This window comes from Marinobacter sp. EVN1 (assembly GCF_000475375.1).
Taxonomy (GTDB): domain Bacteria; phylum Pseudomonadota; class Gammaproteobacteria; order Pseudomonadales; family Oleiphilaceae; genus Marinobacter; species Marinobacter nauticus.
This window is the reverse complement of sequence record NZ_AXCB01000070.1, coordinates 572,640-596,984: the sequence shown is the minus strand read 5'-3', so window position 1 is coordinate 596,984 and position 24,345 is coordinate 572,640. Positions and strand designations below refer to the sequence as shown.

Here is a 24,345-nt window from a genome sequence, read left to right as displayed (position 1 = left end):
CCGATTGCTGTCCACTGAAAAAGCAAAACGCCGGCTCAATGGCCGGCGCTTGCCGCGGTTAGTTGATTATAACGAATCAGGAGAGATTTTTAAGAAGCTCTTGTGCTTCTGCCTTCTGTTCTTCGTTACCCTCAAGAGCAACTTCCTCCAGAATATCCCTGGCACCGTCGCTGTCACCCATTTCGATGTAGGCCCGTGCCAGATCAAGTTTGGTGGCGGCTTCATCGGTACCGGCGAGGAAATCAAAGTCATCCTCGTCGTCCAGAGCGCTCTCATCAATATCCAACCCGCTATCACTGCGAGTGGAGCCTTCATCGAGTGAGTCTGACGCCACAGGCACTACTTCGTCCTCCAGCTCTTCAGGAGCCGGTTCGGCCTCAGCAACCTCTTCTGTCTGCTCCGCCAGCTCTTCCGGATTCTGCTGGTCAACGCCCGGCTCATCAGCCTCGGATTCGCTGAGCGCATCTTCCAGCCCAAGCTCATCTTCCAGGGATGGTTCGTCTTCCTGAGGACCTGCAGGCTCTCCGTTATCAGAGAACTCTTCCATCAGCGCCAGATCTTCATCAGACACATCCAGCTCCAGGTCATCCAGATCAGATTCGCCGAGCTCCAGTTCAGAGGGGTCTTCATCCTCGCCGGCAACCTTATCCAGCTCCGCATCAAGCTCGTCCAGGAAGGACTCGTCAAGCGAATCAGACTCCAGGTCCAGATCCGATACCTCGGTGTCCTCCGGCTTAACTGGCTCTTCTTCCGTCGACTCAAGGTCGTCATCAAGATCGAAGCCCAGCTCAAGATCGTCTTCCTGATCCGAACCGGTACCAGACAGATCCGCCTCAACCGGCGCCGCTTCATCGGCTTCGAAGGAGGGCCCATCTGAACCGGCGAGTGCGTCGTCTTCAAAGGCCGACTCGAAATCCAGACTGAAGTCCTCTTCTTTGGATTCGGAAGTCCCGGCTGCCTCATCCAGACCGGAATCCAGATCAAGTGAAGCGTAATCCGTTTCGGTGGCGGACTCGTCTTCAGACTCCGGTTCTTCACCAATGCCGGACAGATCGTACTCAATCATGTCATCCCGGCCATCGGATTCTTTGCTGACATCGGATTCCAGCTCACCGAACTCGTTTTCATCAGCGGGCTCTGAAGTGGCTTCAAATTCGTCAGCTTTCAGCTCGTCAGAGATATCCCAGTCATCCGAAGCCTGCTCGGTGGCCGGCTCTTGCTCTGGCTGACTGCCGAACGAATCCGAGCGCAGTTGGGATTCAAGGTCGTCGATGCTGGGCATCGCTTCAGCTTCAGCAAGGCGCTCCCGGAGGGATTCAGCTTCCTGGATAGCTGCCTCATCATCCAGCGCTTCAACTTCACGGTACTGCTTTTCAAACGCGTCGCGGTCCTGATTGTCCGCATACACAGACAACAGCTTCAGGCGCAGATCAGTACGGCTGGGCTCACGTGAAATGGCGTTCTCGAGCACCTGGGCTGCCTGATCGTGACGACCGTAAGCAACATAGGTTTCTGCTTCGGCAATGGCATCACCGGCTTCCGCTTCTGCCTCATCCTCATCTTCGAGACTGAGGTCGAACGAATCACCGCCTTCACCTTCATCACTGTTCAACTGGTCGTAGAACTCTTTCTCTCGATTGGCGTTGCGTCGTGCCACGAGCAGCAACAAGAGAAGCAGAAGGATCAGACCACCACCAAGTGCAATCTGATACATCGGGTTGTTCAGGATGCCGTCAATAATATTACCCGGAAACGCCTTCTCAGGGGCCGTTACTGGCTGCTGCGGCTTTGGCTGCTGGGCCTGGGGGACGGCCGCTGGGTCAGGTTCAGATGATGATTCCTGCTCGGTAACGGCAGGCTGCTCTGCCACCACCTCATCCGCAGCGCCCGCGTCGACATCACCACCAAACGGCTCTTCACCTGCAATATCGGCTTCGTCCGGAGCCATGGCGCTATCTTCTTCCGCCATCGCTGTGTCGGCCGATTCACCATCAGCGGCTTCATCAACCTGGCCGTCTGCTACCGGTTCTTCTCCGGTGCCGGCACCCAGATCACCTTCTACAGGTGCTGTCGCCGGGTCAGCGTCAGACTCGGTCACGCCAGTGTCGGTCGGGGCCGGAGACTCTTCTTCCGACACCATACCCTGCATATCCGCAAGCTGGCTGTTCTTCAGTTCCAGCAACCGCTGCAGGGTCTCAACCTGGTCCTGTAGATCCTGGACACGGGTATTGAGTTCGTCATTTTCGCGTTTTGCGGCCTCCAGCTCTTCCATCGCAACTGCGGAACCGGCATCAACACCGCCCGGCAGATCGCCGTCACCACCGGCAGAACCACCGTCTTCGGTAGACCGGGATTCCGATTCATCGGCAACCAGCAGGCGCAACTCATCACCCGCTGCCGCCTGAGTAGCACCCTGTCCTGCCGCAGCCTGGGCGGTATCCGTTGCATCAACGGTTCTCGGAGACTGGAATTCCTGGTTCTGCTGTGCAACTACCCGATTGGCTTCAGCGCGGCTACGGCTCCGAATCTGATCGAGGGAAGGAATCCGCAACACCTCACCACGCTTCAGGCGGTTAATATTCCCACCAATGAACGCGTTAGGATTCTGATCCTGAATCGCGAGCATAACCTGCTGCATGGAAACCGAACCATCCGGACGTACCTGCTGGGCAATGGTCCAGAGTGTGTCGGAGGGCCCTGTCGGACCAAACGTATCTGCCTGATAGCCCCGCGACATGGAGCCTTCTGCTGCCGCCTGACGGCGAACAGATTCCTGGCTGCGCGCCGGCTGCTGTCGGGTGGCTGTCGTGGCCGGAGCACTGACTTGCTCCTCAATACCAGATTCCTCGGCGTAGACCGGAGGATCGACCAGCACGGCATATTCCCGCATCAGGCGACCATTGGGCCAGGTCAGCTCGAGCAGAAAATTCAGATACGGCTCGCGTACTGGCGCCCGGGAGGAAACATTGATGGCCAGGTTGCCATCCGTCCCGGTAACCACTTCAAACCTTAATTGACTCAGAAACTGGTGGCGGTCCAGGCCGACGCGCTCATAGGCGGCCTCCGGTGCCACATTGACGAACACTTCACCGGGATCAACACCGCGACTCTGATTCAGTGATATTTCTGCATCCAGTGGCTCATTCAGCCAGGACTGGAGCTCAATTTCTCCAAGTCCAAGCGCCTGAGCCATTCCAGAGCCGAGCCCTCCCGCCAGCGCCAGGGCAACCGCAAGCTTGCGTACCTTCATGCTTATTCCTTTCCAGTCTCCGTTATTCTTTACTGCCGTATCTCAACAGAATCGGACGAGGTTGGATGACTTTCGCCTTGTTATTTCTCGTTTTTATATCGCAATTATACCGTTCGGTTTGGCAAGTATTGTTGATAAAACCCGTTTTATCAATCAATCAGCTGCAATCCTTGCACCGTTTTTTTATCTATCGGGCGGAACTCCTTAGCGCCCTTGAAAATAACAGGGGCGGACGCTGAAATCAGCCTCCGCCCCTGACCGGCTTGCAAAAAACCGGACACAGTTGGCATTAATTACCGCTGTGTAACACTTTTTAACGTTCCTGAAGGATTCGCAGCATCCGACGCAGCGGTTCTGCGGCACCCCACAGCAACTGGTCACCCACCGTGAAAGCGGAAATATACTCCGGCCCCATGGACAACTTGCGAATACGACCAATCGGAATACTCAACGTGCCGGTCACTTTCGCCGGAGTGAGCTCCTGCATGGTGGCATCGCGATCGTTGGGAATGACTTTCACCCAGTCGTTTGCCTTGGCCAGAATGCCTTCGATTTCGGAAACCGACAGATCTTTCTTCAGCTTGATGGTCAGAGCCTGACTGTGAGAGCGCATGGCGCCAATCCGCACGCAGATACCATCAATAGGAATCGGGTTGTCACTACGACCCAGAATCTTGTTGGTCTCGACGCCCGCTTTCCACTCTTCCTTGCTCATGCCGTTATCGAGCTGCTTGTCGATGAACGGAATCAGACTACCTGCCAACGGCACACCGAAATGCTCGGTGGGGAAATCGCCAGAACGCATGGTGTCGGTTACCTTGCGATCGATTTCGAGGATGGCGGAAGACGGATCAGCCAGCTCAGATTTGACGCTCTCATTCAGCGTACCCATCTGGTTCAACAGTTCCCGCATATTCTGGGCACCAGAGCCGGAAGCGGCCTGGTACGTCATCGGAGACACCCACTCGATCAGATCCTGCTCCAGCAGGCCACCCAGGGCCAGCATCATCAGGCTGACGGTGCAGTTACCGCCGATATAGTCCTTTACGCCCTTGTCCAGAGCCGCGTCGATCACATTACGGTTAACCGGATCCAGCACGATCACAGAGTGATCGACCATACGCAGGGTGGATGCCGCATCAATCCAGTAACCGTCCCAGCCTGCATCACGCAGCTTCTGGTAAACCTCAGTGGTGTAATCGCCGCCCTGACAGGTAACGATCACATCCATCCCCTTGAGGATGTCGATATCGAACGCATCCTGCAGTGGAGGAACACCATCTTTGCCTACGTCCGGAGCCGGCTTCCCTGCCTGGGAAGTGGTAAAAAACACCGGATCAATGTCGGCAAAATCATTTTCTTCGCGCATGCGCTGCATGAGGACCGAGCCCACCATGCCACGCCAACCTACAAGTCCAACTCGCTTCATGTGCGACCTTTGAACCTCGTTTTATGCCCACCCTCTACCGTTATCGCTGGCAGGGACAGGATGGATGATCCCGCAACGGCTGCATCCTGCCGTTGTCGGGTCTCGATCAAGCAAACCAGTGGTGCTTTAAAGCGCGTTCAGAACCGCCTCACCCATGTCGCGGGTGGATACCTTCTGACCGCCTTCCGACATAATGTCGGCGGTACGCAGCCCCTGGTCCAGTACCTTGCTGACCGCCGCCTCGATGGCCTGGGCAGCTTTTTCCTCATTCAGGCTGTAACGCAACATCATTGCAGCACTGAGGATGGTAGCCAGCGGGTTGGCAATGCCCTGCCCGGCAATATCCGGCGCCGAGCCGTGACACGGCTCATACATACCCTGCTTGTCGGAATTCAGTGACGCTGAGGGAAGCATGCCGATAGAACCGGTGAGCATTGCCGCTTCGTCAGAAAGAATATCACCAAACATGTTGCCAGTCACAATCACGTCGAATTGCTTGGGCGCACGGACCAACTGCATGGCCGCGTTATCCACGTACATATGGGAAAGCTCCACGTCCGGGTACTCGCGCTTCAGGTCTTCCATGATTTCCCGCCACAGCACGGTTACTTCCAGCACGTTGGCCTTGTCAACCGAGCACAATTTCTTGCCCCGCTGCTGGGCCGCCTCGAAGGCAACCCGGCCAATACGCCTAATCTCGGACTCGGTGTACTGGTAGGTGTTGTAGCCCTGGCGCTCACCGCTTTCCAGTTCACGCACACCACGAGGCTGACCAAAATAGATACCACCGGTCAGCTCGCGCACGATCAGAATGTCCAGCCCTGAAACCACTTCCGGCTTCAGGGACGAGGCAGACGCCAGCTGAGGATACAGAATGGCCGGACGCAGGTTGGCAAACAGCTCAAGATTGGAACGCAGACCCAGCAGCCCCTTCTCCGGGCGCTTCGCCATCGGCAGGCTGTCCCACTTTGGGCCACCTACGGCCCCCAGCAGGATCGCGTCAGCCTTACGGGCCTTCTCCAGGGTTTCTTCAGGCAGCGGCGTATCGGTCTCATCAATCGCCGCACCACCAACGAGGGCAGATTCAAAACTCAGCCCCAGACCAAACTGGTCATTCACCTTATGCAGAACCTTCTCCGCTTCTGCCACGATCTCCGGACCAATGCCGTCGCCCGGCAGGAGCAATACATTACGGGACATAATCCAATTCCTTGTTAATCAGTTTCCAGTATTAAACAACCAGGGAGCGGTCTTGCGCCGGGATTCTTCATAAGCGCGAATGGTATCCGCATCTTCCAGGGTCACGCCAATGTCGTCCAGACCGTTCAGCAGGCAATGACGGCGAAAATCGTCCACATCGAAGCTGAACGACTCGCCACCAGGCGTCGTCACCGTTTTCACTTCAAGATCGACCGTCAGCTGATAGCCTTCATTCTCTTCGGTTTCCCGGAACAGCTTATCAACCACTTCCTCATCTAAAACAATGGGTAACAGGCCATTCTTAAAGCAGTTATTGTAGAAGATGTCAGCAAAACTCGGGGCAATAATCACCCGGAAACCGAAATCATCCAGCGCCCAGGGCGCGTGCTCACGACTGGAGCCACAACCAAAATTGGTCCGGGCCAGCAACACACTGGCGTTTTTGTAGCGATCCTGATTCAGCACGAAGTCTGGATTCAGGGGACGGTTGGCGCAATCCTGATCCGGCTTGCCTTCGTCCAGATAACGCAGCTCATCGAACAGGTTCGGACCAAAGCCCGTGCGCTTGATGGACTTCAGAAACTGCTTGGGAATGATCATGTCCGTGTCCACATTGGAACGGTCCATGGGGGCAACAATGCCCTGGTGTTGCGTAAATGCTCGCATGGTCTCTCTCCTGTGGCTCAGTTCATCAATTCACGGACATCAACGAAGTGGCCAGTTACCGCTGCCGCGGCGGCCATCGCCGGACTCACCAGGTGGGTACGGCCACCAAAGCCCTGACGACCTTCGAAGTTCCGGTTGGAGGTAGACGCACAATGCTCGCCCTGCCCCAGCTTGTCGGCGTTCATGGCCAGACACATGGAACAACCCGGGTCACGCCACTCCAGACCCGCCTCGATAAAGACCTTGTCGAGACCTTCCTGCTCCGCCTGGGCTTTGACCAGACCGGAACCCGGAACCACCATCGCCTGCTTGAGGCTCGCAGCCACCTTGCGGCCCTTAACCACCGCCGCAGCTTCCCGCAGATCCTCAATCCGGCTATTGGTGCAGGAACCGATAAACACGCGATCCAGCTTGATATCGGTAATCTTCTGATTCGGTTGAAGCCCCATGTACTTCAACGCGCGGACGATTCCCTCGCGCTTAATGAGATCCTCTTCCTTCGCAGGATCCGGCACCGCGCCCTCTACACCAACCACCATCTCCGGCGACGTACCCCAGCTCACCTGAGGCTGAATGGCGGAACCATCAAGCTCAACCACTTTGTCGAACACCGCATCATCGTCGCTGTGGAGCGTGCGCCAGTATTCAACCGCCTTGTCCCAGGTCTCGCCCCTGGGCGAAAACGGACGACCTTTGACATACTCGATGGTGGTGTCATCCACTGCCACCATACCCACCCGGGCACCGGCTTCGATGGACATATTACAAATGGTCATCCTGCCTTCCATGCTCAAATCACGGATCGCCTCGCCACCAAACTCAATGGCATAGCCGGTACCACCAGCGGTGCCGATCTTGCCGATGATCGCCAGAACCACATCCTTGCCGGTCACACCCGCGCCCAGCTTGCCGTTCACCTTTACCAGCATGTTCTTCATCTTCTTCTGGACCAGGCACTGGGTCGCCAGAACATGCTCCACTTCAGACGTGCCGATACCATGAGCCAGACAGCCAAAAGCGCCGTGAGTAGAAGTATGAGAATCACCGCAGACAATGCTCATGCCCGGCAACGTCGCACCCTGCTCCGGCCCAATCACGTGCACGATGCCCTGGCGCTGATCCTTGATCTTGAACTCGAGAATCCCGAATTCGTCACAGTTCTTGTCCAGCGTCTCCACCTGAGTGCGGGACACCGGATCCACAATGCCGTCGATACCTTTGTCACGATCCGTGGTCGGAACGTTATGATCCGGAGTGGCAATATTGGCATCAATCCGCCAAGGCTTGCGGCCAGCCAGACGAAGGCCCTCAAAGGCCTGAGGTGATGTCACTTCGTGCAACAATTGACGATCAATGTAAATCAACGCGGAACCATCGTCCCGCTGCTTGACCAAATGGTCGTCCCACAATTTGTCGTATAAGGTCTTGCCCGCCATGATTCTCTCTCACTCTCTGGGGGTTTCTGTTTCTGCTTCGAATGATGACATCATACCCCTGCGCCACGAATAACCTCAATTCATGTTTTTTATGCTTTGCATTCCCGTAAGGCATATATTTAAATTACCAATGGACGGCGATCAGCTAGAACGAATTCCCCAAGCCTGGTGCCAGGCACAACTGGGCGGAAAGGCTTTTCAAAACACGCCCACGAGTACGTCCCTGTAGGCTCGTTTCGGGCCGTCCATGGCCCTCAACGGTTTTGAAAAGCCTTTCCGCCCAGTCGTGCCCCATACAATGGTCGGGATTTCCCATAACCAATTAGTCGATCTGCTGTAACCCAAAGTTCGAGTTCCGGCTTGTGGGGCACCTTTCCAAAAATGTCGGAGGCCATGGATGGCCGGAGAGAAGCGCACACGGACGTGCTTGTAGCGGTTTTTGGAAAGGTGCCCCGCAAGCCGGGACCTGCACCAAGGCATCGGAACACTCCGATCAAAGATGGGCACAGAAAATGGACGCAAACTCCTTAAAAGCATTCTTGACCATAGTCGACCAAGGCTCCTTCTCGGAAGCCGCCGAGACCCTGCACCTGACGCAGCCAGCCATCAGCAAACGCCTGGCCGCCCTCGAAACCCAACTAGGCACCCGACTGATCGACCGCAGCAACCGCGAAATCCGTCTGACCGAAGCCGGCACAAGACTCCTCCCCCATGCCCGCAAAATCCTCGACGAAATCCACAACGCCCGCATGGCCCTCACCACCAGCGCCGACAGCATCGGAGGCGAACTCCACGCCATCGCCAGCCACCACATCGGCCTGCACCACCTGCCCAACTGGCTGCGCCGCTACCGCCGGGAATACCCTCAAGTAGATCTGCATCTGCAATTCATGGAGTCCGATGCCGCCTACGACCAGATGAATAAACGCAATGCTGAACTGGCCTTTGTGACCCTCAGCGACAGCATGAATCCGGAGTTCTCCATCCTCGCCCAGTGGCCAGACCCAATGGCCTTCGTGGTTGGGAAAGAACACCCTCTCGCAGCACTGGCGAGTCCTGAACTTTCTGACCTCGCGCCACACCCGGCGTTGCTACCGGACACCAGTACCGCCACCTACCGGGTGGTCAGCCGTCTGTTTCTGGAAGCCAACCTCACCCTGAGACCCCTGATGCCAACCAACTACCTGGAAACCATCAAAATGATGGTAAGCGTTGGCCTTGGGTGGAGCATTTTGCCGGTTAGCATGCTCGATAACAGCCTGAAAGTGCTTGAAGTGCCCCACCCTGTTACCCGGGTTCTGGGTGCCGTGGCGCTCTCCCGCCGACAACTGGGTAGTGCCGCGCAGGCATTGCTGCAGATAGTAGAAGAGGAAGAAACGCGACCAGAGTCCAGTCAATGATCGTGCTGGAGCTGAGGTGGCGGCTGCAAACCCCGCCAAGTTACGATAATCGCAAGGGCCATTGCGGCGGCACCACCCCAGAACGCCGCGGAGGTACTGAAACCATCCACCAGGAAACCTGATAACCATGCACCGAGCGCCCCGCCGGCGCCAAAGGTCAGGCCACTGTAAAGAGCCTGACCCTGGCCATGATGGTGCTTACCGAAGAAGCCCTGAATGTATTGGACGGATACTGCATGCAATGCGCCGTAAGAAGCCGCATGCAACAGTTGGGCAAAGATCAGCACCGGCAATACCGACGTAAGCTCGGCAATCAGGCCCCAGCGGATCATCGTCAGCACCAGCGCCCCCAGCACCACCTGCCGTACACTAAAACGCCGGGATAGCCTGTGCATAATCAGAAACAGGCCGATCTCCGCGATGACTCCGAGTGACCACAGTAACCCGATGGCCAGTTTGCCGTATCCATGTTGTTCCAGGTGGATACTGAAGAAGGTGTAGTAGGCACCATGTGATACCTGAAGCAGAAAATTCATCGCGAAAAAAGCGATCACAGCCGGATGGGTGACAATTGCTTTGAGGCTACCGACAGGTGCAGATTGCTGCTTGCGCTCGCCACGCTCGGAAGGCACCAGAAATGCCGAGACGGCAATCCCTGCAAATACCGGCAATAACAGCCACGGCAAGTACTGAATCTCCACCAACTCCAGTAGCCCGCCGACCAGAGCCACTGCGCCGATAAATCCTACAGAGCCCCAAAGACGAACCTTGCCGTACTTGTCCCGATGCTTGCCGAGTACCCGCAGGGTAATGACTTCATACAGCGGCAAAATGGCGTTCCAGAAAAAGGTGAACACCAGCATGACCAGCAACAGACCGTAGAATCCGGGTTCCAGAAACACGCCGGCGAAAAACAGCGAGCCGAAAATAGCACCAAATCGTACCAGGCGGACCCGCTGGCCGGTCCGGTCACCGATGTAACCCCAAACGCTGGGTGCGACGATCTTGGTTAGCTGGATGGTCGCCATCAATGTGGCAATCTGGAGATAGGAGTAGCCCTGCCCCTCAAGATAGAGGGACCAATAGGGCAAAAACCCTCCAAGGAGGGCGAAAAACCAGAAATAGAGGTTCGACAGCCGCCAGTAGATGGTAGCGCCTCCCCTGGATCAGAGCTGGCCGAGGACCGGCGTGGTGACTTCTACATCGCCGTTCTGGCCGCGATGACGCAGGTAATGGTCCATCAGGACGATCGCCATCATGGCCTCGGCGATGGGCGTCGCGCGGATACCTACACAGGGGTCGTGCCGACCAGTGGTGATCACCTCCACCGGGTTGCCGTCTACATCAATACCCTTGCCGGGCAACCGCAAGCTTGATGTTGGCTTAAGGGCGATACTGGCAACAATCGGCTGGCCGGAGGAAATGCCGCCCAAAACACCACCGGCATTGTTGGAAAGGAAGCCTTCTGGCGTCATCTCATCCCGGTGCTCTGTTCCTTTCTGCTCGATGCAATCAAAACCGGCACCGATCTCCACACCCTTGACCGCGTTGATGCTCATCAGGGCGTGGGCAAGATCGGCATCCAGACGATCAAAAATCGGCTCACCGAGGCCTGGGGGAACTCCCTCCGCAACCACATTGATGCGGGCGCCAATCGAATCCCCTTCCTTACGCAAAGCATCCATGTAGGCTTCCATTTCGGAGACCTTGTCTGCATCCGGACAAAAGAACGGATTCTGGTGAACCTGCTCCCAATCCAGCTTGTCTGTCTTGATTGGCCCTAACTGGGAAAGATAACCCCGCACTTTGATCCCGAGACGCTGCTCAAGAAACTTCCGGGCGACGGCGCCGGCAGCAACCCGCATGGCGGTTTCCCTGGCGGAAGAGCGGCCACCCCCACGATAATCCCGGGCACCGTACTTGTGGTGATAGGTGTAGTCTGCGTGGGCCGGACGGAACTGGGCAGCAATCTTGGAATAGTCCTTGGAACGCTGGTCGGTGTTTTCGATAATCAGACCAATCGGTGTGCCCGTGGTTTTGCCCTCAAACACACCAGACAGAATCCGAACCTCGTCCGCCTCACGACGCTGGGTCGTATGCCGGGAAGTACCGGGTTTGCGGCGATCCAGGTCCCGCTGCATATCTTCTACTGACAGCTCCAGGCCCGGAGGGCAACCGTCGATAATGCAGCCCAGGGCCGCGCCGTGACTCTCACCAAAGGTGGTGACGGTGAACAGCTTTCCGAATGTATTTCCCGACATAATTCAGCACTTTATACAGGTTTTGTAATTTACGATCTTAGCTTTTTCGGGCCTGCCATTCACGCAGATCCCGGGCAGTGACCAGGAATACGCCATTGCCGCCGTTCTCGAATTCCAGCCAGGTTAACGGCAAATCCGGGTAGGCATCATCCATGGCACCCCAGGAGTTGCCAACCTCCACAATCAGGAGTCCGTCGTCGGTGAGGTAATCGGCAGCCTGGGCAACTATGCGGTGGGCAATGTCCAGCCCATCGTCTCCGGCGGCCAGGCCCAGTTCGGGCTCATGGTGATACTCGGCCGGCATGTCTGCAAGGTCTTCCGCATCCACATAAGGCGGATTACTGACGATCACGTCGTAGCGACCTTCAATGTTGTCGAAAACATCCGACTGAATCGCGCGTACGCGACCCTCCAGTCCATGAAGTTCAATATTGGACTCAGCTACGGCGAGGGCATCCGCCGAAATATCAGACAGATCCACTTCCGCCTCGTCAAAAACCGTCGCCGCGCCAATACCGATACAGCCGCTGCCAGTACACAAATCCAGAATTCGTTGAACCTGCGTAGCGCCCAACCAGGGCTGAAGACCGTTCTCCAGCAGTTCGCCAATCGGCGAACGGGGAACCAGAACGCGCTCATCAACGTTGAACGGCATCCCCATAAACCAGGCTTCGCCAAGCAGGTAAGCAATCGGAATACGCTCGTTGACCCGACGCTCTACGCGCTCGAGAATCAGTTCCCGCTCTGAACGGGTCAGTCGCGCATCCAGAAACAGATTGTTGTTTTCCAGCGGCAGATGCAGGCTGCGCAATACCAGCTGAACGGCCTCATCCCAGACGTTATCAGTGCCATGGCCAAAGTAGATTGGCGAAGCCGCAAAACGGGAAACCGTGAACCGAAGCAGGTCACGGATGGAGTGCAGGTCGTCAACGGGACTGGTCAAAACTTAGCTTCCTGGTCTGGCTAATGGTGCGCGGCATTATACGCGCATTGCGGCGCGGGCTGCAGCTCTTGTGGCTCAGAGAGCCAACGGGCCGGAGCTGCTGCGGCTTTGTTCAAACCGGTCCAGAGCGGCCAACATTCGCTCCCGGCCCAGTTGTATCAGCTCCGGGGCTTTGTGATAGTCGTAACTTCTGCAGGCATTCTTGGGAATGTTAACCAACAGATCCGGTGGGTAGCCGGCAATCTTGTACTGCACTAACGCGCTTTGCATGGTCTCGATGGTCAGGTTCATTACATCGAATTTGCCAATGCCCAGCTTGTCCCAGTCGATGGTCTCGTGCTCGTCACGATGTCTGGACCGCCCCGATTCGTCTTCACGCTTTTTCTCGGGCGCCGTCTTTTTTGCCATTTCCCGGCTTATTTTCTGTTCCGGCGACTCGCCGCTCTCGGATTTTCGTGAACCCAAGGTTTTCAGGGTATCCCAATCAAACCAGCGGGACGCCTTTTCGCGAATGGCATCGACCCATTCATCCATATCGCTACTGGTTTCTTCCGGAGCAAACGCGGCGTCTGGAATGCGCCTTTGTTGGTCATCCTCACCGCTCAGGTTAACGGCCATTACCAGATCTGCATGGGCTGAGATGGTGGGAATAATAGGCAACGGATTTAGCAGTGCGCCATCCACCAATACCCGGCCGTTGAGCACCAGAGGCGTCACCACGCTGGGTATGGCAATGGAGGCGCGGATAGCCTGGTCCAGCGGGCCTTCCTGAAACCAGATTTCCTTATGGGCCAGAAGATCTGTTGCTACGGCGGTGTAAGCAATGGGCAGATCCTCAATACGCGTATCGCCCAGAATATCCCGCACCACAGAAAAGACTTTCTCTCCACGAATAGCGCCGACGGAAGTGAAGGTCACATCCAGCAACCGCAAGACATCAAACTGGCCGAGCCCGGTCACCCAGTCCTTGTAGTCTTTCATCTTGCCGGCACCGTACATGCCACCGATCAGGGCGCCCATGGAGCAGCCGGAGATGGCAACAATCTCGTACCCCCGCTCCTGCAGGACTTCAATCGCGCCAATATGGGCGTACCCACGCGCCCCACCGCTCCCAAGGGTCAGCGCAACGGTTTTGCCCTTGCCCGGCAACGGCTCCATGCGTTCGGTGCTGGCCGGCGCTGATGCCGGAGAAATGCCAGAACTGCTCACCACCGACGTGACGCCGTCCTGTGCGGCTGCCGTGCTTCCGGAAGATTCCTTTTCCGGGTTGTCCTTATCTGCCATTTCCTTACCTCTTGATAACCAGCACTTCGACCCGGTTACCCTGCCGGGCCGGGTCATTCATCTGGACGGCCGGCCCAACCGGAACAATGCGTATCTGACTTCCCGATATCCCCGATTTACCCAGCAAGGCAGCCAGGCTTTCCGCCGCAGCGCGGGAACGTTCCAAAGCTGCCTCGAGCGACTCACTCTGTTCGAGATCGGTGAACGAGGCCAGCACCACTTCGGCATCATCGCCAGCCCAGTCATTCAGGGTTCGCCGATCATCCGCTGACCACTCAAAACGAAACGTCACTCCGCCGGACCAGGGGATCACCAAAGGCCCCTGAATCGGGCCAACTCCAATGGTATACCCGGGAATGGCCTCACCGAAACCAACATTCAGATGCTCAACCCAGACATACTCTCTCAGGTTGCCTCTTGTCACGGTGTAGACAAGGGTCAACCACTGCTGTCCGTCCTCTGCCGTTGTGGCGGCAACCAGGTAATCCTGAGTGGCGTCCCGCCCCAGAAGGCGGGATTGCTGGAAAATCTGGTTGGCCCAGACATTACTGCGGCCACAGGCGATGCCGGCACACTCAAATAGAATTTTCGCACCACCGGCAGACAATTGCTGGTAGTAGTGGGCCCGCGCAGCCTGACGATTCGCATCCCTGGAGATTTCAAACAGCTGGCCCTGCCCCTGCACCGGCAAACGAGCCATGGTCTCGGAGCGGATTTCATCACGGATTTCCCGAACCGGACTAAAAAGCACCAGATGGCCAGCAGACTGTATCTCGACCGTGGATTCAAGCGTTGACTGCGGAAAAGGGGCTGGCGCGTCTTCAGGCCACGCCGCCATTGCAGGAATGGTAAAACATAACCACACAAGGCCGGCCAGCCCACCGACCAACGAGAAATTACCACGATCAATCATGTAAGAGAAACCTGTTAATCGCTTCGGCAACGGGAGTCACCTCCCCGTCAAGATGACAATGATGCCCACCGGGCACATCTACTGTTTCAAGGTTGGGGACCAGACCGGCACGACTATCGAGCCCGCCGCGGGAAACCAGCAACCCTTCTTCTGCCCTTACGAATAAAGTGGGTGTCTGGATGGCAGACAAAGACGCCCTCACCTGTTCTTCGGTCATCATCAGCGGTGTCGGGTGGCGTAAACGGGCATCCGTGCGCCATATAAACCCGCCAGTTTCCATGCGCATGTTTCTGGGCACCAGCGTTCTTGCCGCCTCGGGGCTCAGGGGGCTCAGCCCGCCCTCACGGATTCGGGCCGCGCTCTGAACGTCCGGATAGACCGCCGGGGCAGCAGAACCGGCCCTGCGTTTCTGTAATGCCCGCCGCAACTGGGGGATCGTCTCACGGGCTGGCCGACTGAGAGCGCCCAGACTGTCAATCATCACCAATCTACGCACCCGTTCGGGGAATGCGGCGGCGTAGAGTGCGCAGACGATCCCGCCCAGAGAATGGCCCACCAGGTCCAGAGGATAACGCTCGCTTTCCGGAAAGTGCCGCTCCACCAGTTCGGAAAGGTCCCCAACGTAGTCCATTAACCAGTAGCTGTAACCCGGCGGCCGGTGGCCCGAGTGTCCGTGCCCTGCCATATCCACCGCATGTACCGTGGTGTTCTCGGCCAACAACGGCGCCAGTCGGTCAAAGGACATGGCGTTGTCGAGCCAGCCGTGCAGAAGGATAGCCGGTGGTCGAGAGCTTTCCTCGCTGGAGTTCGGCCAGGTCAGACCCGAAAGAGTTATGTTATCCAGGGGCCAGTGCATTTCATGGCAACCGGCCTGTGGTTCTGGAACGCTACCGGGTAACGAGGTCTCCGTCATTCGGTAGCGGCCTTACATGGTGTGAGTGGGACGATCGGAACTCAGCGAGCCGGCCAGGTAGGATTCAATCTTGGTGCGGGCAGTTTCGTCATCGCCATTGAACTGCACGCCAATGCCTGCGGCCCGGTTTCCCTGCGCACCCTTGGGGGTAATCCAGATCACCTTGCCAGCCACCGGAATTTTCTCCGGCTCATCCATCAGGTTGAGCAGCAGAAACACCTCATCGCCCAGCTGATATTGCTTCTGGGTAGGAATAAACAGGCCTCCCTGGCGGATATAGGGCATGTACGCCGCATAGAGAACCGCCTTGTCCTTGATCGTCAGGGTTAGAATACCGCTGCGTGCTCCGAATCCGGGCCCCATATCAAATACCTTTTACGCAAATTTACTGATATTTCGCAATGATAGCAGTTGATCCTGAACAACGCTCACGTTGTCTGCCGCTTCCGGGGCATCAACTCCCGCCAGGCCAGTAGAAGCTGAGTGGCCTCAAGCTCCGGGCTTGCGTTATATATGCCCGCACTCCGGCTTTCCCGAACCCGCTCCAGCAATTGATGAGCGCGCCACGGCGGGTTGGATCTGGCCAGATAGCCCAACATGTCTGCTGCCTCCGGGTCCTGAACTTCGCCCCCGGCACCACACCGGGCCAGGTCCGCAGCCCAGCTTTCAAACAGCCATAATGTATCGTCCAGTCCCAGCGTTTTAAAGCGGCGGGCGGCGTCTCCTACCGTCATCTGGCCTTTCATGAACTGTCGAAATGCCTCGAAGGCCTCATCCCTCTGCGCAAGAAACTCGCCAGTGGCATACTCCAGCGCCAGCCTGGGAGCATTACCCGCCAGCATCAGACTTTTGGCCAGAGTGTCCGGCGACGGGCGGGTGGATTCCTCCAACTCGGATACCCGGGCAGACAGCCATCGCCCGGCATCCTCGGCATCAGGTAACGGTATGGTCAGGGCCTGGCAGCGGGATCGTATGGTGGGAAGTACCGGCCGCCCGGATTCCTGGAGCAGCAACAGGGTCACATCCGGCAAAGGCTCTTCCAGGGTTTTCAGCAATGCGTTGGCGGCGTTGATGTTGAGCTGATCCGCCCGGTCGACTATGGCCACCTTGCGGTGTGCAACCTGCGGCGAGGCCACGGCAAACGTCGACAGCGCGCGGATCTGATCCACTTTCACCATCCGGGACTTTTCCGGTGAATACACCCGGACATCGGGATGGCTGTTCGCCGCGATCAACTGACACTGGCGACACTGACCACACGCAATCGGTGCTCCGTTGTCGAGCCCGACCTGCTGGTCGCACAACAGCAGCCCAGCGACCGCTTCTGCCCACGCCCTTTTCCCGACGCCCTGCTCACCAACGACCAGCAGCGCGTGAGGCAACCGATCCTGGGCAAGGCGTTGCTGAACCGTGTTCCAGGCGCGGCCGAGCCAGGGCATGTCCTTCGCAATATCAGTCATGTCGGAGCGTCCGTGAAGCGGGTTCAGGTTTACGGCGCAACTGCCGTTTCATCGTTTTCAATAGCCGGGCAAGCCTGCGCGCTTCGTGCGCGGAAACTTCCTGAGTTGAGGCCGTATAGTAATGGCTGTTAACGGCCCGGGCAAAGAGGCGGGCCGAAGATTCGACTTCCGGGCGCGCATCCGCTAGGCGTTCTGCCAGCGTCGTGGGGGTTTCACCGGTACGGACCGGCACGCCCACCTGTTCGCACAGCCGATGCCAGGCCAAAACCACCCGGCCGAAAGCATCCTTACGGGCGCGGCGAATCGAAAGAGCCGAGACGACACCTGCGATCAGCAGGGCGACGCCAACCAATCCGGCCGCCAGGTAGCCAAGTTCCTTGAGTCCGAAATTGCCCGGCAACCGGGACATCAGATCCATCTGACTCTGCCCCTGGTAACCTACAACCCATCGCTGCCAGTGATAATTGATGCGATCGAGCTGGAGCGACGCCCATTGCAGGATCGCGACATCACCGTAGCGCTGCGGCGAGGTCAAATCATTTTCCAGGAACGAGCCCTCATCGGCCACCGCATCCCGCAATCCGGATTCAATCCTGCTTGGCGCAATGGCAGCTGTCGGGTCTACCCTCACCCAGCCCTGGCCTTCCAGCCACACCTCCACCCAGGCGTGGGCATCGTACTGACGGACAATGAGGTAATCTCCGCCCGCCCCGGCGTCGCCGCCCTGATAGCCGACCACAATTCGGGCAGGAATCCCGGCTGCCCGGAAGACAAAGGTCGCCGCACCGGCATAGTGAGCACAAAAGCCCCGTTTTTCATCAAACAACAGCGCATCAACACCGTCGTCTGGCATGGTGGGCGGGCGCAACGTATAGAAATAGGCTTGCTCCCGAAAACGGCGGAGCAACGTGTTGACGACTTCCCAATGGGACAGATCTTGAGACAGTTCTCGTGCCAGCTCCCGGGCCCGGGGGTTCCCGGATGGAGGAAGCTGGAGATAGCGCCGAGTTTCTGCCGGGGAAAGGGCTTCAGCCGGCGCTGGCACAGCGGAAACCCGGGCCAGGCGATAACGCACCGGGCTGTCGGCGGGGCGCTGAAAGCGGAACAAATCCTCCGGCGTACTTACCACGTTGCCCGAGACTGCTACCGAGTTATCAAGAGCAAACGCCCACCGCTGGTCTGTTGGCTCCAGCAGGATATCGTATTCATTACTTCGCAACGGCCCGACACCACCGTCGTTGTCTACCCTGGCTGGCCGCCGGAAACCGTCGGGGTCGCTCTGGCGCCAGGTTTCATCATCCAGATAATCGAGAATCAGACCCCGCCAGTAACGCTCCCGATATGGTGGCGACTCGCCCCCGAAGGTTACCCGGAACGCCCTTTCACTACTCTGGGCCAGATTGGAAATATCGCCTGGTCGCATGGTATCCGAAATCCCGCTGCGGGCCTGGCCGGACACCAACGGAACACTCCAGAGTGGCGCCATACGTGGGAAAAAGACAAACAGCAGGACAACCACTGGCAGGGTTTTCAGTAGCAGCAAACCCAGGCGCTTCCAGCCAGCCCTCAGGCTGCCGGGTAGATCAGGTGCATTGAGAATCTGAAGGCCCACCATCAGGCACCCAATGGCGGCGAACGTCAGCAATGCCCAGGCAATGTCCTGTTTGAACAGGAAGTTCACGGCCGCAAGATAAACCTGAATAAAAAACAGCACATAGAAATCCCTGGCGGACCGGGTTTCGAGCCATTTCAACCCAACGGCCAACACAAAGAACGACGCGGCGGTATCCACGGTGAATCGCCCCTGCACGGTGGCCGCATAAACACCAATCAAAGTCACCATGATTCCTGTGCGCAGCAGCCGCCCTGGCAGTTTCACCCGGCCCTTTTGTGCCAACCAGCGCCAGCTTGCCAGCACAGCGCAGGCCGCGATGAGCCACCAGGGCAGGCGATCCCATTGGGGAACCAGGAGCAGTGCAAAACTGGCAATCAACCACAAAAGCGCGTTACCGGGGATGGCTTCGATCGGTGCCTGTTCTGCCGGTTTTGCGGAGAAAACTCTGGCCATGATCGTGCTCATGCCGACACTCCCGCTTTCGCATTCTCGGCCTGACGGGTACCAAAAGGCTGACCGTCAGGATCCCTCGGCGGTTGCTCGCCCCACACCGCTAGCGCGCGCAGACAACGCTCTCCATGCAGTGAACCAGTGTCCGGCTCAATGGTATCGCCGGGCAAACTGAGACCGAACCTTGCGTTTTTCTGAACCCGATCTGCCACCATCCAGGCCAGATAACTCAGCCGCAACTCGGCATCAACGCCGGGAAAAGCCTGGAAATCCAGCCAGTGCGGGCTGCCCTGCTCGCCCTGCCAGTCGGCCACAATCATCTGGCCTGTACGGGCAAAGCGCTTCCACATGACCCGCTGACTCATATCGCCTTCACGCCAGGGACGAAGGTCGGCATTGTCCTGGCCGGCCACAGGCGCAGACGACGCGGCTTCGCTACTATCCTGCACGGTTCCGGCAGCATCGGGTGCCGCTAAAGGCCTGGGAAAGGCCACTCCGGCAGACAAAGGACGCAACCAGGACCAGGCCTTTAACAGCCCGAACGGAAAACGGGTTTCGATACGGATCCGATCCGGACGAAGATAGCCGCGATGGGCAGACGGCACTGGCAGCACCACGTCCCGGGATTCACCCGGCGACACATGCACGCTCTCAACCGATGAATCCTCAACCGACAGGCTCAGGCCAAGGCCTGAATCCTTCCCTGCAGTCACCCGCAGCACAAACGGAATGTCATCACCCGCCCGACCTTCACCGGGACGGACCAGGGCAACAGAAAGACCGGACAGATTTCTGTGGGTCTGGTGCATGGCTCCCACAAACAAGGCGCCGAGAATAAACGTAAGCAGATAGATAAGGCTGTTCTGGTAATTGATTCCGGTAATCAGCATGACCAGCAGCAACAAGCCGTACACCACGCCGGCCGCGGTGGGCAGAATGAAGATGTTCTTCTGGCTGAGGGTCTGGCTGTCTGCTCTCGGGATTCGGCGATTGATCCATCGTCGCCAACGGGCGTTTAAAGAGTTTCGCATCATGCTCCTGCGACTGGGTTCAGGCCCAAAAGTTCATGGAATGTGGTTGCAAGTAATCCGGACATAAAACCATAAACATAATGGTTCCTTAACTATTTACCCTCGAGCACCGGATTCTGATCACACACCAGGCACTTTACGGTTGAAAAACTGTCGGACAAACCGAATACTGAAAAGTGATAGTATGAAGCGTATTGGCTGAAGCAGTACACTCAGCAGCGCCTCTTTTGAACCGATTCAGCATGAGGCATTCACAAATGCGTCGCACACTGCTTGCAGCCGCGATCACGGCCACCACATTCACACCGGCCTGGGCCGGCGTACAAACCATGACCTCCGACGAGATGGTAGAAACCTACGTGGAGGATTCCGCCGTTATTATTGTCCCACGCCAGCAACAGAAGTCCGAAGCGGATCGGGAAAAGATCATCCGCGCCCTCACCATCTCGCCGGGCGAGCCCGTTCTGAGCGAAGCGGAAGAGGAAGCGTATCGGGAAGCCCTTCAGCGCTATCTTGATGAGGGCAAGAAAGATGCGCTGTCCGATGCCGAGGAGGAGTTTCTGCGCAGAGCCCTGCTGCTCCCGGTCGACGAACTGGCCAGAGCACAGCCACCTGCCGACTTCACCCCGAGAACACTTCCCATTATCTTTGGTCAGCAACCGGAAATTCCGGACGACCCCTTCACCCAGACTTTCCTGAACGATCAGTTGGGCATTGGCTTCGATGGCCAGAATCTGAATTTCAGTATCGGCAATCCGCCGGGCATTGACCAAATCCAGATCCCGGAAGCGATTAACGAAGGCCCAATTACCCTGACGCCGCGCCCGGGCGGTGGGTTTGACCTTTCCATTCAGGTACCCGATCAGTAATTGATCCAGCCCCTGGAATGAAAAACGGCGACCAGAGCGGTCGCCGTTTTTTTGTCTGACTGAATCAGCGCAAAAAAAACGCCCCGCAGCGCGGGGCGTTATCACCATTTTACGGTGTCAGGTCAACTTACTGGTGACCGTATACCTTCATGGTGGTGTTGGTCACAGCCAGGTTGTCCACTCGGAAGGAACCGATGGACTCACCGCCGATCTCAACCGCGCCTACACCGATGTCAGCTACGAAGGAAGGAATGCTGATTTCCAGAGCGTCGCCACCAGTAGCGGCAGAAGTGCCCTTGCCAACAGTGATCTGTGCCTGGGCAAACATACCCGCTGCATCAGTTGGCTGGCCATCTTGCTCATAGAACTGCGCGCCCATTACGGTCAGGTCACGCACGTTAACACCCCGGAAGTCCACGTCCATATCCATATCAGTCACGTTGAAGCCAACGTTCATGATCAGGTCGTCAGTGGCGGTATCCACACGGATGTTCAGCAGGCCGATGTTACCCTCGATACCGATGTTGCTGGCCAGCAGAGTGGAGTCGCCGCTGCCGTCAGTGGCGTTCAGAGAGACAGAGCCAACAGCCACGGCGAAGTCGATCGGAGCGCCAGAGATGCTGTGAACATCAATCACGGCATCGCCGTCTGCTTCAACATCGATGTCAATCAGCAGGTCGTCCAGCATGCCGGATACGCCAGTTACCGCGCCGTTGGCATCACGCTCAACGGAGCCGCCACCGATGGAGATGTCGTTAACTGCCAGGTAACCTTCGTCAGTGTAGCGGAACTCACCGATGGAAACTTCGGTTTCCAGTTCGATGGTCACACCGGCCTGACCGGTCACGTTACCCATGGTGGTGTCGTCAAGCGCTTTCAGATCAGCTTGAGCGGCAAAAGGAGCTGCAGCAACGGCCGTTGCCAGTGCGATTTTTTTCAGGCCTTTCATAACGTTCTCCTAATTGGAACAGTTTGTTGTTATTTCCATCTCGTGCAGACTGTTTGCTGTACTTTTGTATCTGCACGGCTACAGAGTACTGCAGGAGTAACTGAATGTTCCGTGACCACCTTCACGTAATCGATACCTGGATTGTCGGACACCTGACATCTATTCCTCAGACTCTTCCCCGACATTGATGTTAAAAATCTTTTTCTCCATCTCAACAACAACCTGCTCGCCAAAACGAGCTTTTCCATCGGTGACGTTAAAAGGTACAAGCTGAGCCAGCGTTGGACCGAAAATATGTTCCATTTCAACCACCAAAACCCGATCAGCTTCAGACTCTTTGTTGGGGTTTGCCGCCGTGTAAAATACCGCCGTCGCACCAATCTTGCCTTTCTTCACCAGGGCAATCAGCGAGCGCCGTAGCACTTCAATTGCCAAATCTGCCGGCATTTCCTCAATCTGCTTGATCCGAATCGTTTTGGTCTTGTCTCCAGTGTCGGTTACCACGGCAAACGGTTTTACCCCGCCAGTCACCACGATCCGGTTTTCAAGGTCATCGACCCCCTTCTGGTACATCCGCACAAACTGCTCCTGAATCATCTCCTTGATTTCAGTTTCAGACGGCTGCTGGGCATTGGCGTATCCGGGTGCCATGAGCAGGGGAACCAGAAACATCAGGAAGGTCATCAAACGGGATTTTAACTGTGTCATACCTACTCCACTTTCCTCAAAAAGCTCGCGCAACAGGAGCGCGCGGCTTTCACATTGTTTTTATGCTGGGGGTGCCCTGCTATCTCGGTTAGAATAGCCACCGGCTTTTTCTCTCCGTCCGAACAGGACGCTATTTCATTAGATCAGTGCCGCCGCAAACGCTACAACGCTGTTTTTGTGGCCTGTTTATCATTTCAGCAAGATTCCGGAGGACCCTTGGGCCGGGCAACAACACGGGAACTTACCCGGGCGACCTACCACCAGCTTATGATGCATGCCTGCCGGGCACCAGATTTCGCCTTTCTGGGTAGCGCAGGCTATGGCTCCGGTCGCGGCACCTTATGTGGTTTCTCGGCCATGGCCGTATGCTCGCAGGAACTGCCTGGTGCCAGTTCGGCCGCCGTTGATACCGCCAGTCTCGCCCGGGAAATGGAAGAGCTTGCCGCACCATTTCAGGTAGAGCGCGGTACCGACCCGTATCATCTCACTGGCGGCTGGATTGGCTATCTGGGGTACGAACTGGGCTACGCCCGGGAACGGCGGCTGGCGCAATTGCACGAGGCCTCCACCGTTCCGTTAATGCACGCCGGGCTCTATCTCTGGACCGCAAGTTTTGACCGGAATAGCGGTCGCTACTGGCTCTGGATTCACCCGGCATGCCCTGCTTCGATTCAGGATCAGATTGAACAATGGCTGTCGGCCCCGGCAAACCGCCAGATGCGCTGGCACATGAAAGCCCCGTTTGTTCCAGTACAAACGCCAGAAGAATTCAAATCGGGTGTCGAAGCCGTCAAGCGCTACATAGAAGCTGGCGATTGTTATCAGGCCAACCTGTCCCAGGCATTCTCTGGCAAATTCTGCGGCTATCCATGGCTCGCCTTCGAGAAGCTCACGGAAGCCAACCCGACGCCCTACAGCGCCTTCCTGAGAGCCGGAGACGACTCGATTCTTTCCATATCGCCAGAGAGGTTTCTGAAAATAGACCAGGGCGTAGTCGAGACCAGCCCCATCAAAGGTACACGCCCCCGGGGCTCCTCGCCGGAATCCGATATCAAATTGGCAAATGAACTTCAGGCATCCGAGAAAGATCGGGCCGAAAACCTGATGATTGTGGACCTGTTGCGGAATGATCTCAGCCTCCATGCTGAGGCCGGAAGCGTGCAGGTTGAGCAGCTGTTTGCCCTTGAATCTTACGCCAATGTCCACCACTTGGTCAGCCATATCAAGGCCAGTTTAAAACCGGGAATCAGCCCACTTCAGGCGTTGTTAGATGCCTTTCCTGGCGGCTCCATCACCGGCGCTCCGAAAATTCGGGCGATGGAAATTATTCGCGAACTGGAACCTCACTGGCGAGGGCCCTATTGTGGTTCTGTCTTCTATTACGGACTTGATGGCCGGCTGGACAGCAACATCGCAATACGAACCCTGCTGTGCGAGTCCAACGGTACGATTCGTTGTTGGGGGGGCGGAGGCATTGTGGCGGATTCTGACCCGGAGGCCGAGTATCAGGAAACACTCACGAAGGTCAAACCACTGATGGACTTTCTGGAAGAGCTGAAGCTCTGATC

20 protein-coding genes are annotated in these 24,345 nt (G+C 57.1%); 3 read left to right on the top strand and 17 right to left on the bottom strand.

Going from position 1 to position 24,345, the window contains the following annotated elements:
- Positions 1 to 76 precede the first annotated feature (76 nt).
- From Q674_RS39945 to leuC, 5 genes are all read right to left on the bottom strand, one after another.
- Positions 77 to 3,250, bottom strand: coding sequence for a FimV/HubP family polar landmark protein (locus Q674_RS39945; protein WP_023010107.1), 3,174 nt, complete (start codon positions 3,248 to 3,250; stop codon positions 77 to 79).
- Positions 3,251 to 3,563: 313 nt separating this feature from the next.
- A complete protein-coding gene (asd, locus tag Q674_RS39940; protein WP_031210539.1) occupies positions 3,564 to 4,679 on the bottom strand; it encodes an aspartate-semialdehyde dehydrogenase in 1,116 nt (371 codons plus the stop codon).
- 126 nt (positions 4,680 to 4,805) lie between these two features.
- Positions 4,806 to 5,879 carry a 3-isopropylmalate dehydrogenase gene (leuB, locus tag Q674_RS39935; RefSeq protein ID WP_023010104.1) on the bottom strand — a complete coding sequence of 358 codons (1,074 nt, stop codon included), beginning with the start codon at positions 5,877 to 5,879 and terminating at the stop codon, positions 4,806 to 4,808.
- A gap of 18 nt (positions 5,880 to 5,897) precedes the next feature.
- Entirely contained in the window at positions 5,898 to 6,545 is a 648-nt protein-coding gene (gene leuD / locus Q674_RS39930; RefSeq protein ID WP_023010103.1) for a 3-isopropylmalate dehydratase small subunit, read from the bottom strand.
- A gap of 17 nt (positions 6,546 to 6,562) precedes the next feature.
- Entirely contained in the window at positions 6,563 to 7,981 is a 1,419-nt protein-coding gene (gene leuC / locus Q674_RS39925) for a 3-isopropylmalate dehydratase large subunit (RefSeq protein ID WP_023010102.1), read from the bottom strand.
- Positions 7,982 to 8,493: 512 nt separating this feature from the next.
- Between leuC and Q674_RS39920 the strand changes: the two genes are divergently transcribed.
- Positions 8,494 to 9,381 (top strand): LysR family transcriptional regulator, encoded by an 888-nt coding sequence (locus tag Q674_RS39920; RefSeq protein WP_023010101.1) that lies wholly within the window; start codon positions 8,494 to 8,496, stop codon positions 9,379 to 9,381.
- Here Q674_RS39920 and Q674_RS39915 read toward each other — a convergent pair.
- The 10 genes from Q674_RS39915 to Q674_RS39870 form a co-directional block, all read right to left on the bottom strand.
- Positions 9,375 to 10,529: an MFS transporter gene (locus tag Q674_RS39915; RefSeq protein ID WP_031210538.1), complete on the bottom strand. Its 1,155-nt coding sequence runs from the start codon at positions 10,527 to 10,529 to the stop codon at positions 9,375 to 9,377. The genes Q674_RS39920 and Q674_RS39915 overlap by 7 nt on opposite strands.
- An 18-nt stretch (positions 10,530 to 10,547) precedes the next feature.
- Positions 10,548 to 11,642 carry a chorismate synthase gene (aroC, locus tag Q674_RS39910; RefSeq protein ID WP_023010099.1) on the bottom strand — a complete coding sequence of 365 codons (1,095 nt, stop codon included), beginning with the start codon at positions 11,640 to 11,642 and terminating at the stop codon, positions 10,548 to 10,550.
- A gap of 37 nt (positions 11,643 to 11,679) precedes the next feature.
- Complete coding sequence (gene prmB, locus Q674_RS39905) at positions 11,680 to 12,585, bottom strand: 50S ribosomal protein L3 N(5)-glutamine methyltransferase (protein ID WP_023010098.1); 906 nt, start codon at positions 12,583 to 12,585, stop codon at positions 11,680 to 11,682.
- Between the two features lie 75 nt (positions 12,586 to 12,660).
- Positions 12,661 to 13,869: a patatin-like phospholipase family protein gene (locus Q674_RS39900; RefSeq protein WP_023010097.1), complete on the bottom strand. Its 1,209-nt coding sequence runs from the start codon at positions 13,867 to 13,869 to the stop codon at positions 12,661 to 12,663.
- A 4-nt stretch (positions 13,870 to 13,873) separates the two neighbouring features.
- Complete coding sequence (locus tag Q674_RS39895; RefSeq protein ID WP_023010096.1) at positions 13,874 to 14,782, bottom strand: DUF4892 domain-containing protein; 909 nt, start codon at positions 14,780 to 14,782, stop codon at positions 13,874 to 13,876.
- Positions 14,775 to 15,695 carry an alpha/beta fold hydrolase gene (locus Q674_RS39890; RefSeq protein WP_031210536.1) on the bottom strand — a complete coding sequence of 307 codons (921 nt, stop codon included), beginning with the start codon at positions 15,693 to 15,695 and terminating at the stop codon, positions 14,775 to 14,777. The genes Q674_RS39895 and Q674_RS39890 overlap by 8 nt, the downstream gene beginning before the upstream one ends.
- A gap of 12 nt (positions 15,696 to 15,707) precedes the next feature.
- Positions 15,708 to 16,058 carry a PilZ domain-containing protein gene (locus Q674_RS39885; protein ID WP_008171779.1) on the bottom strand — a complete coding sequence of 117 codons (351 nt, stop codon included), beginning with the start codon at positions 16,056 to 16,058 and terminating at the stop codon, positions 15,708 to 15,710.
- 65 nt (positions 16,059 to 16,123) lie between these two features.
- Complete coding sequence (holB, locus tag Q674_RS39880; protein ID WP_023010094.1) at positions 16,124 to 17,155, bottom strand: DNA polymerase III subunit delta'; 1,032 nt, start codon at positions 17,153 to 17,155, stop codon at positions 16,124 to 16,126.
- Positions 17,148 to 19,235, bottom strand: a complete 2,088-nt coding sequence (locus tag Q674_RS39875) for a DUF3488 and DUF4129 domain-containing transglutaminase family protein (RefSeq protein ID WP_023010093.1) — start codon at positions 19,233 to 19,235, stop codon at positions 17,148 to 17,150. Before Q674_RS39875 ends, holB begins: the two co-directional genes overlap by 8 nt.
- On the bottom strand, positions 19,232 to 20,254 hold the full coding sequence (locus Q674_RS39870; protein WP_036148520.1) for a DUF58 domain-containing protein: 1,023 nt from the start codon (positions 20,252 to 20,254) through the stop codon (positions 19,232 to 19,234). The genes Q674_RS39875 and Q674_RS39870 overlap by 4 nt, the downstream gene beginning before the upstream one ends.
- A gap of 254 nt (positions 20,255 to 20,508) precedes the next feature.
- Here Q674_RS39870 and Q674_RS39865 point away from each other — a divergent pair, with 254 nt between their 5' ends.
- Positions 20,509 to 21,120 (top strand): hypothetical protein, encoded by a 612-nt coding sequence (locus Q674_RS39865; RefSeq protein WP_022991160.1) that lies wholly within the window; start codon positions 20,509 to 20,511, stop codon positions 21,118 to 21,120.
- Between the two features lie 127 nt (positions 21,121 to 21,247).
- Here Q674_RS39865 and Q674_RS39860 read toward each other — a convergent pair whose 3' ends face one another.
- Positions 21,248 to 22,069, bottom strand: coding sequence for a DUF6160 family protein (locus Q674_RS39860; RefSeq protein WP_023010092.1), 822 nt, complete (start codon positions 22,067 to 22,069; stop codon positions 21,248 to 21,250).
- Between the two features lie 159 nt (positions 22,070 to 22,228).
- A complete protein-coding gene (locus Q674_RS39855; RefSeq protein ID WP_227501047.1) occupies positions 22,229 to 22,810 on the bottom strand; it encodes a hypothetical protein in 582 nt (193 codons plus the stop codon).
- A 183-nt stretch (positions 22,811 to 22,993) separates the two neighbouring features.
- On the opposite strand from Q674_RS39855, the gene pabB reads away from it, so the two are divergent.
- Entirely contained in the window at positions 22,994 to 24,343 is a 1,350-nt protein-coding gene (pabB, locus tag Q674_RS39850; RefSeq protein ID WP_023010091.1) for an aminodeoxychorismate synthase component I, read from the top strand.
- Positions 24,344 to 24,345: the final 2 nt, after the last annotated feature.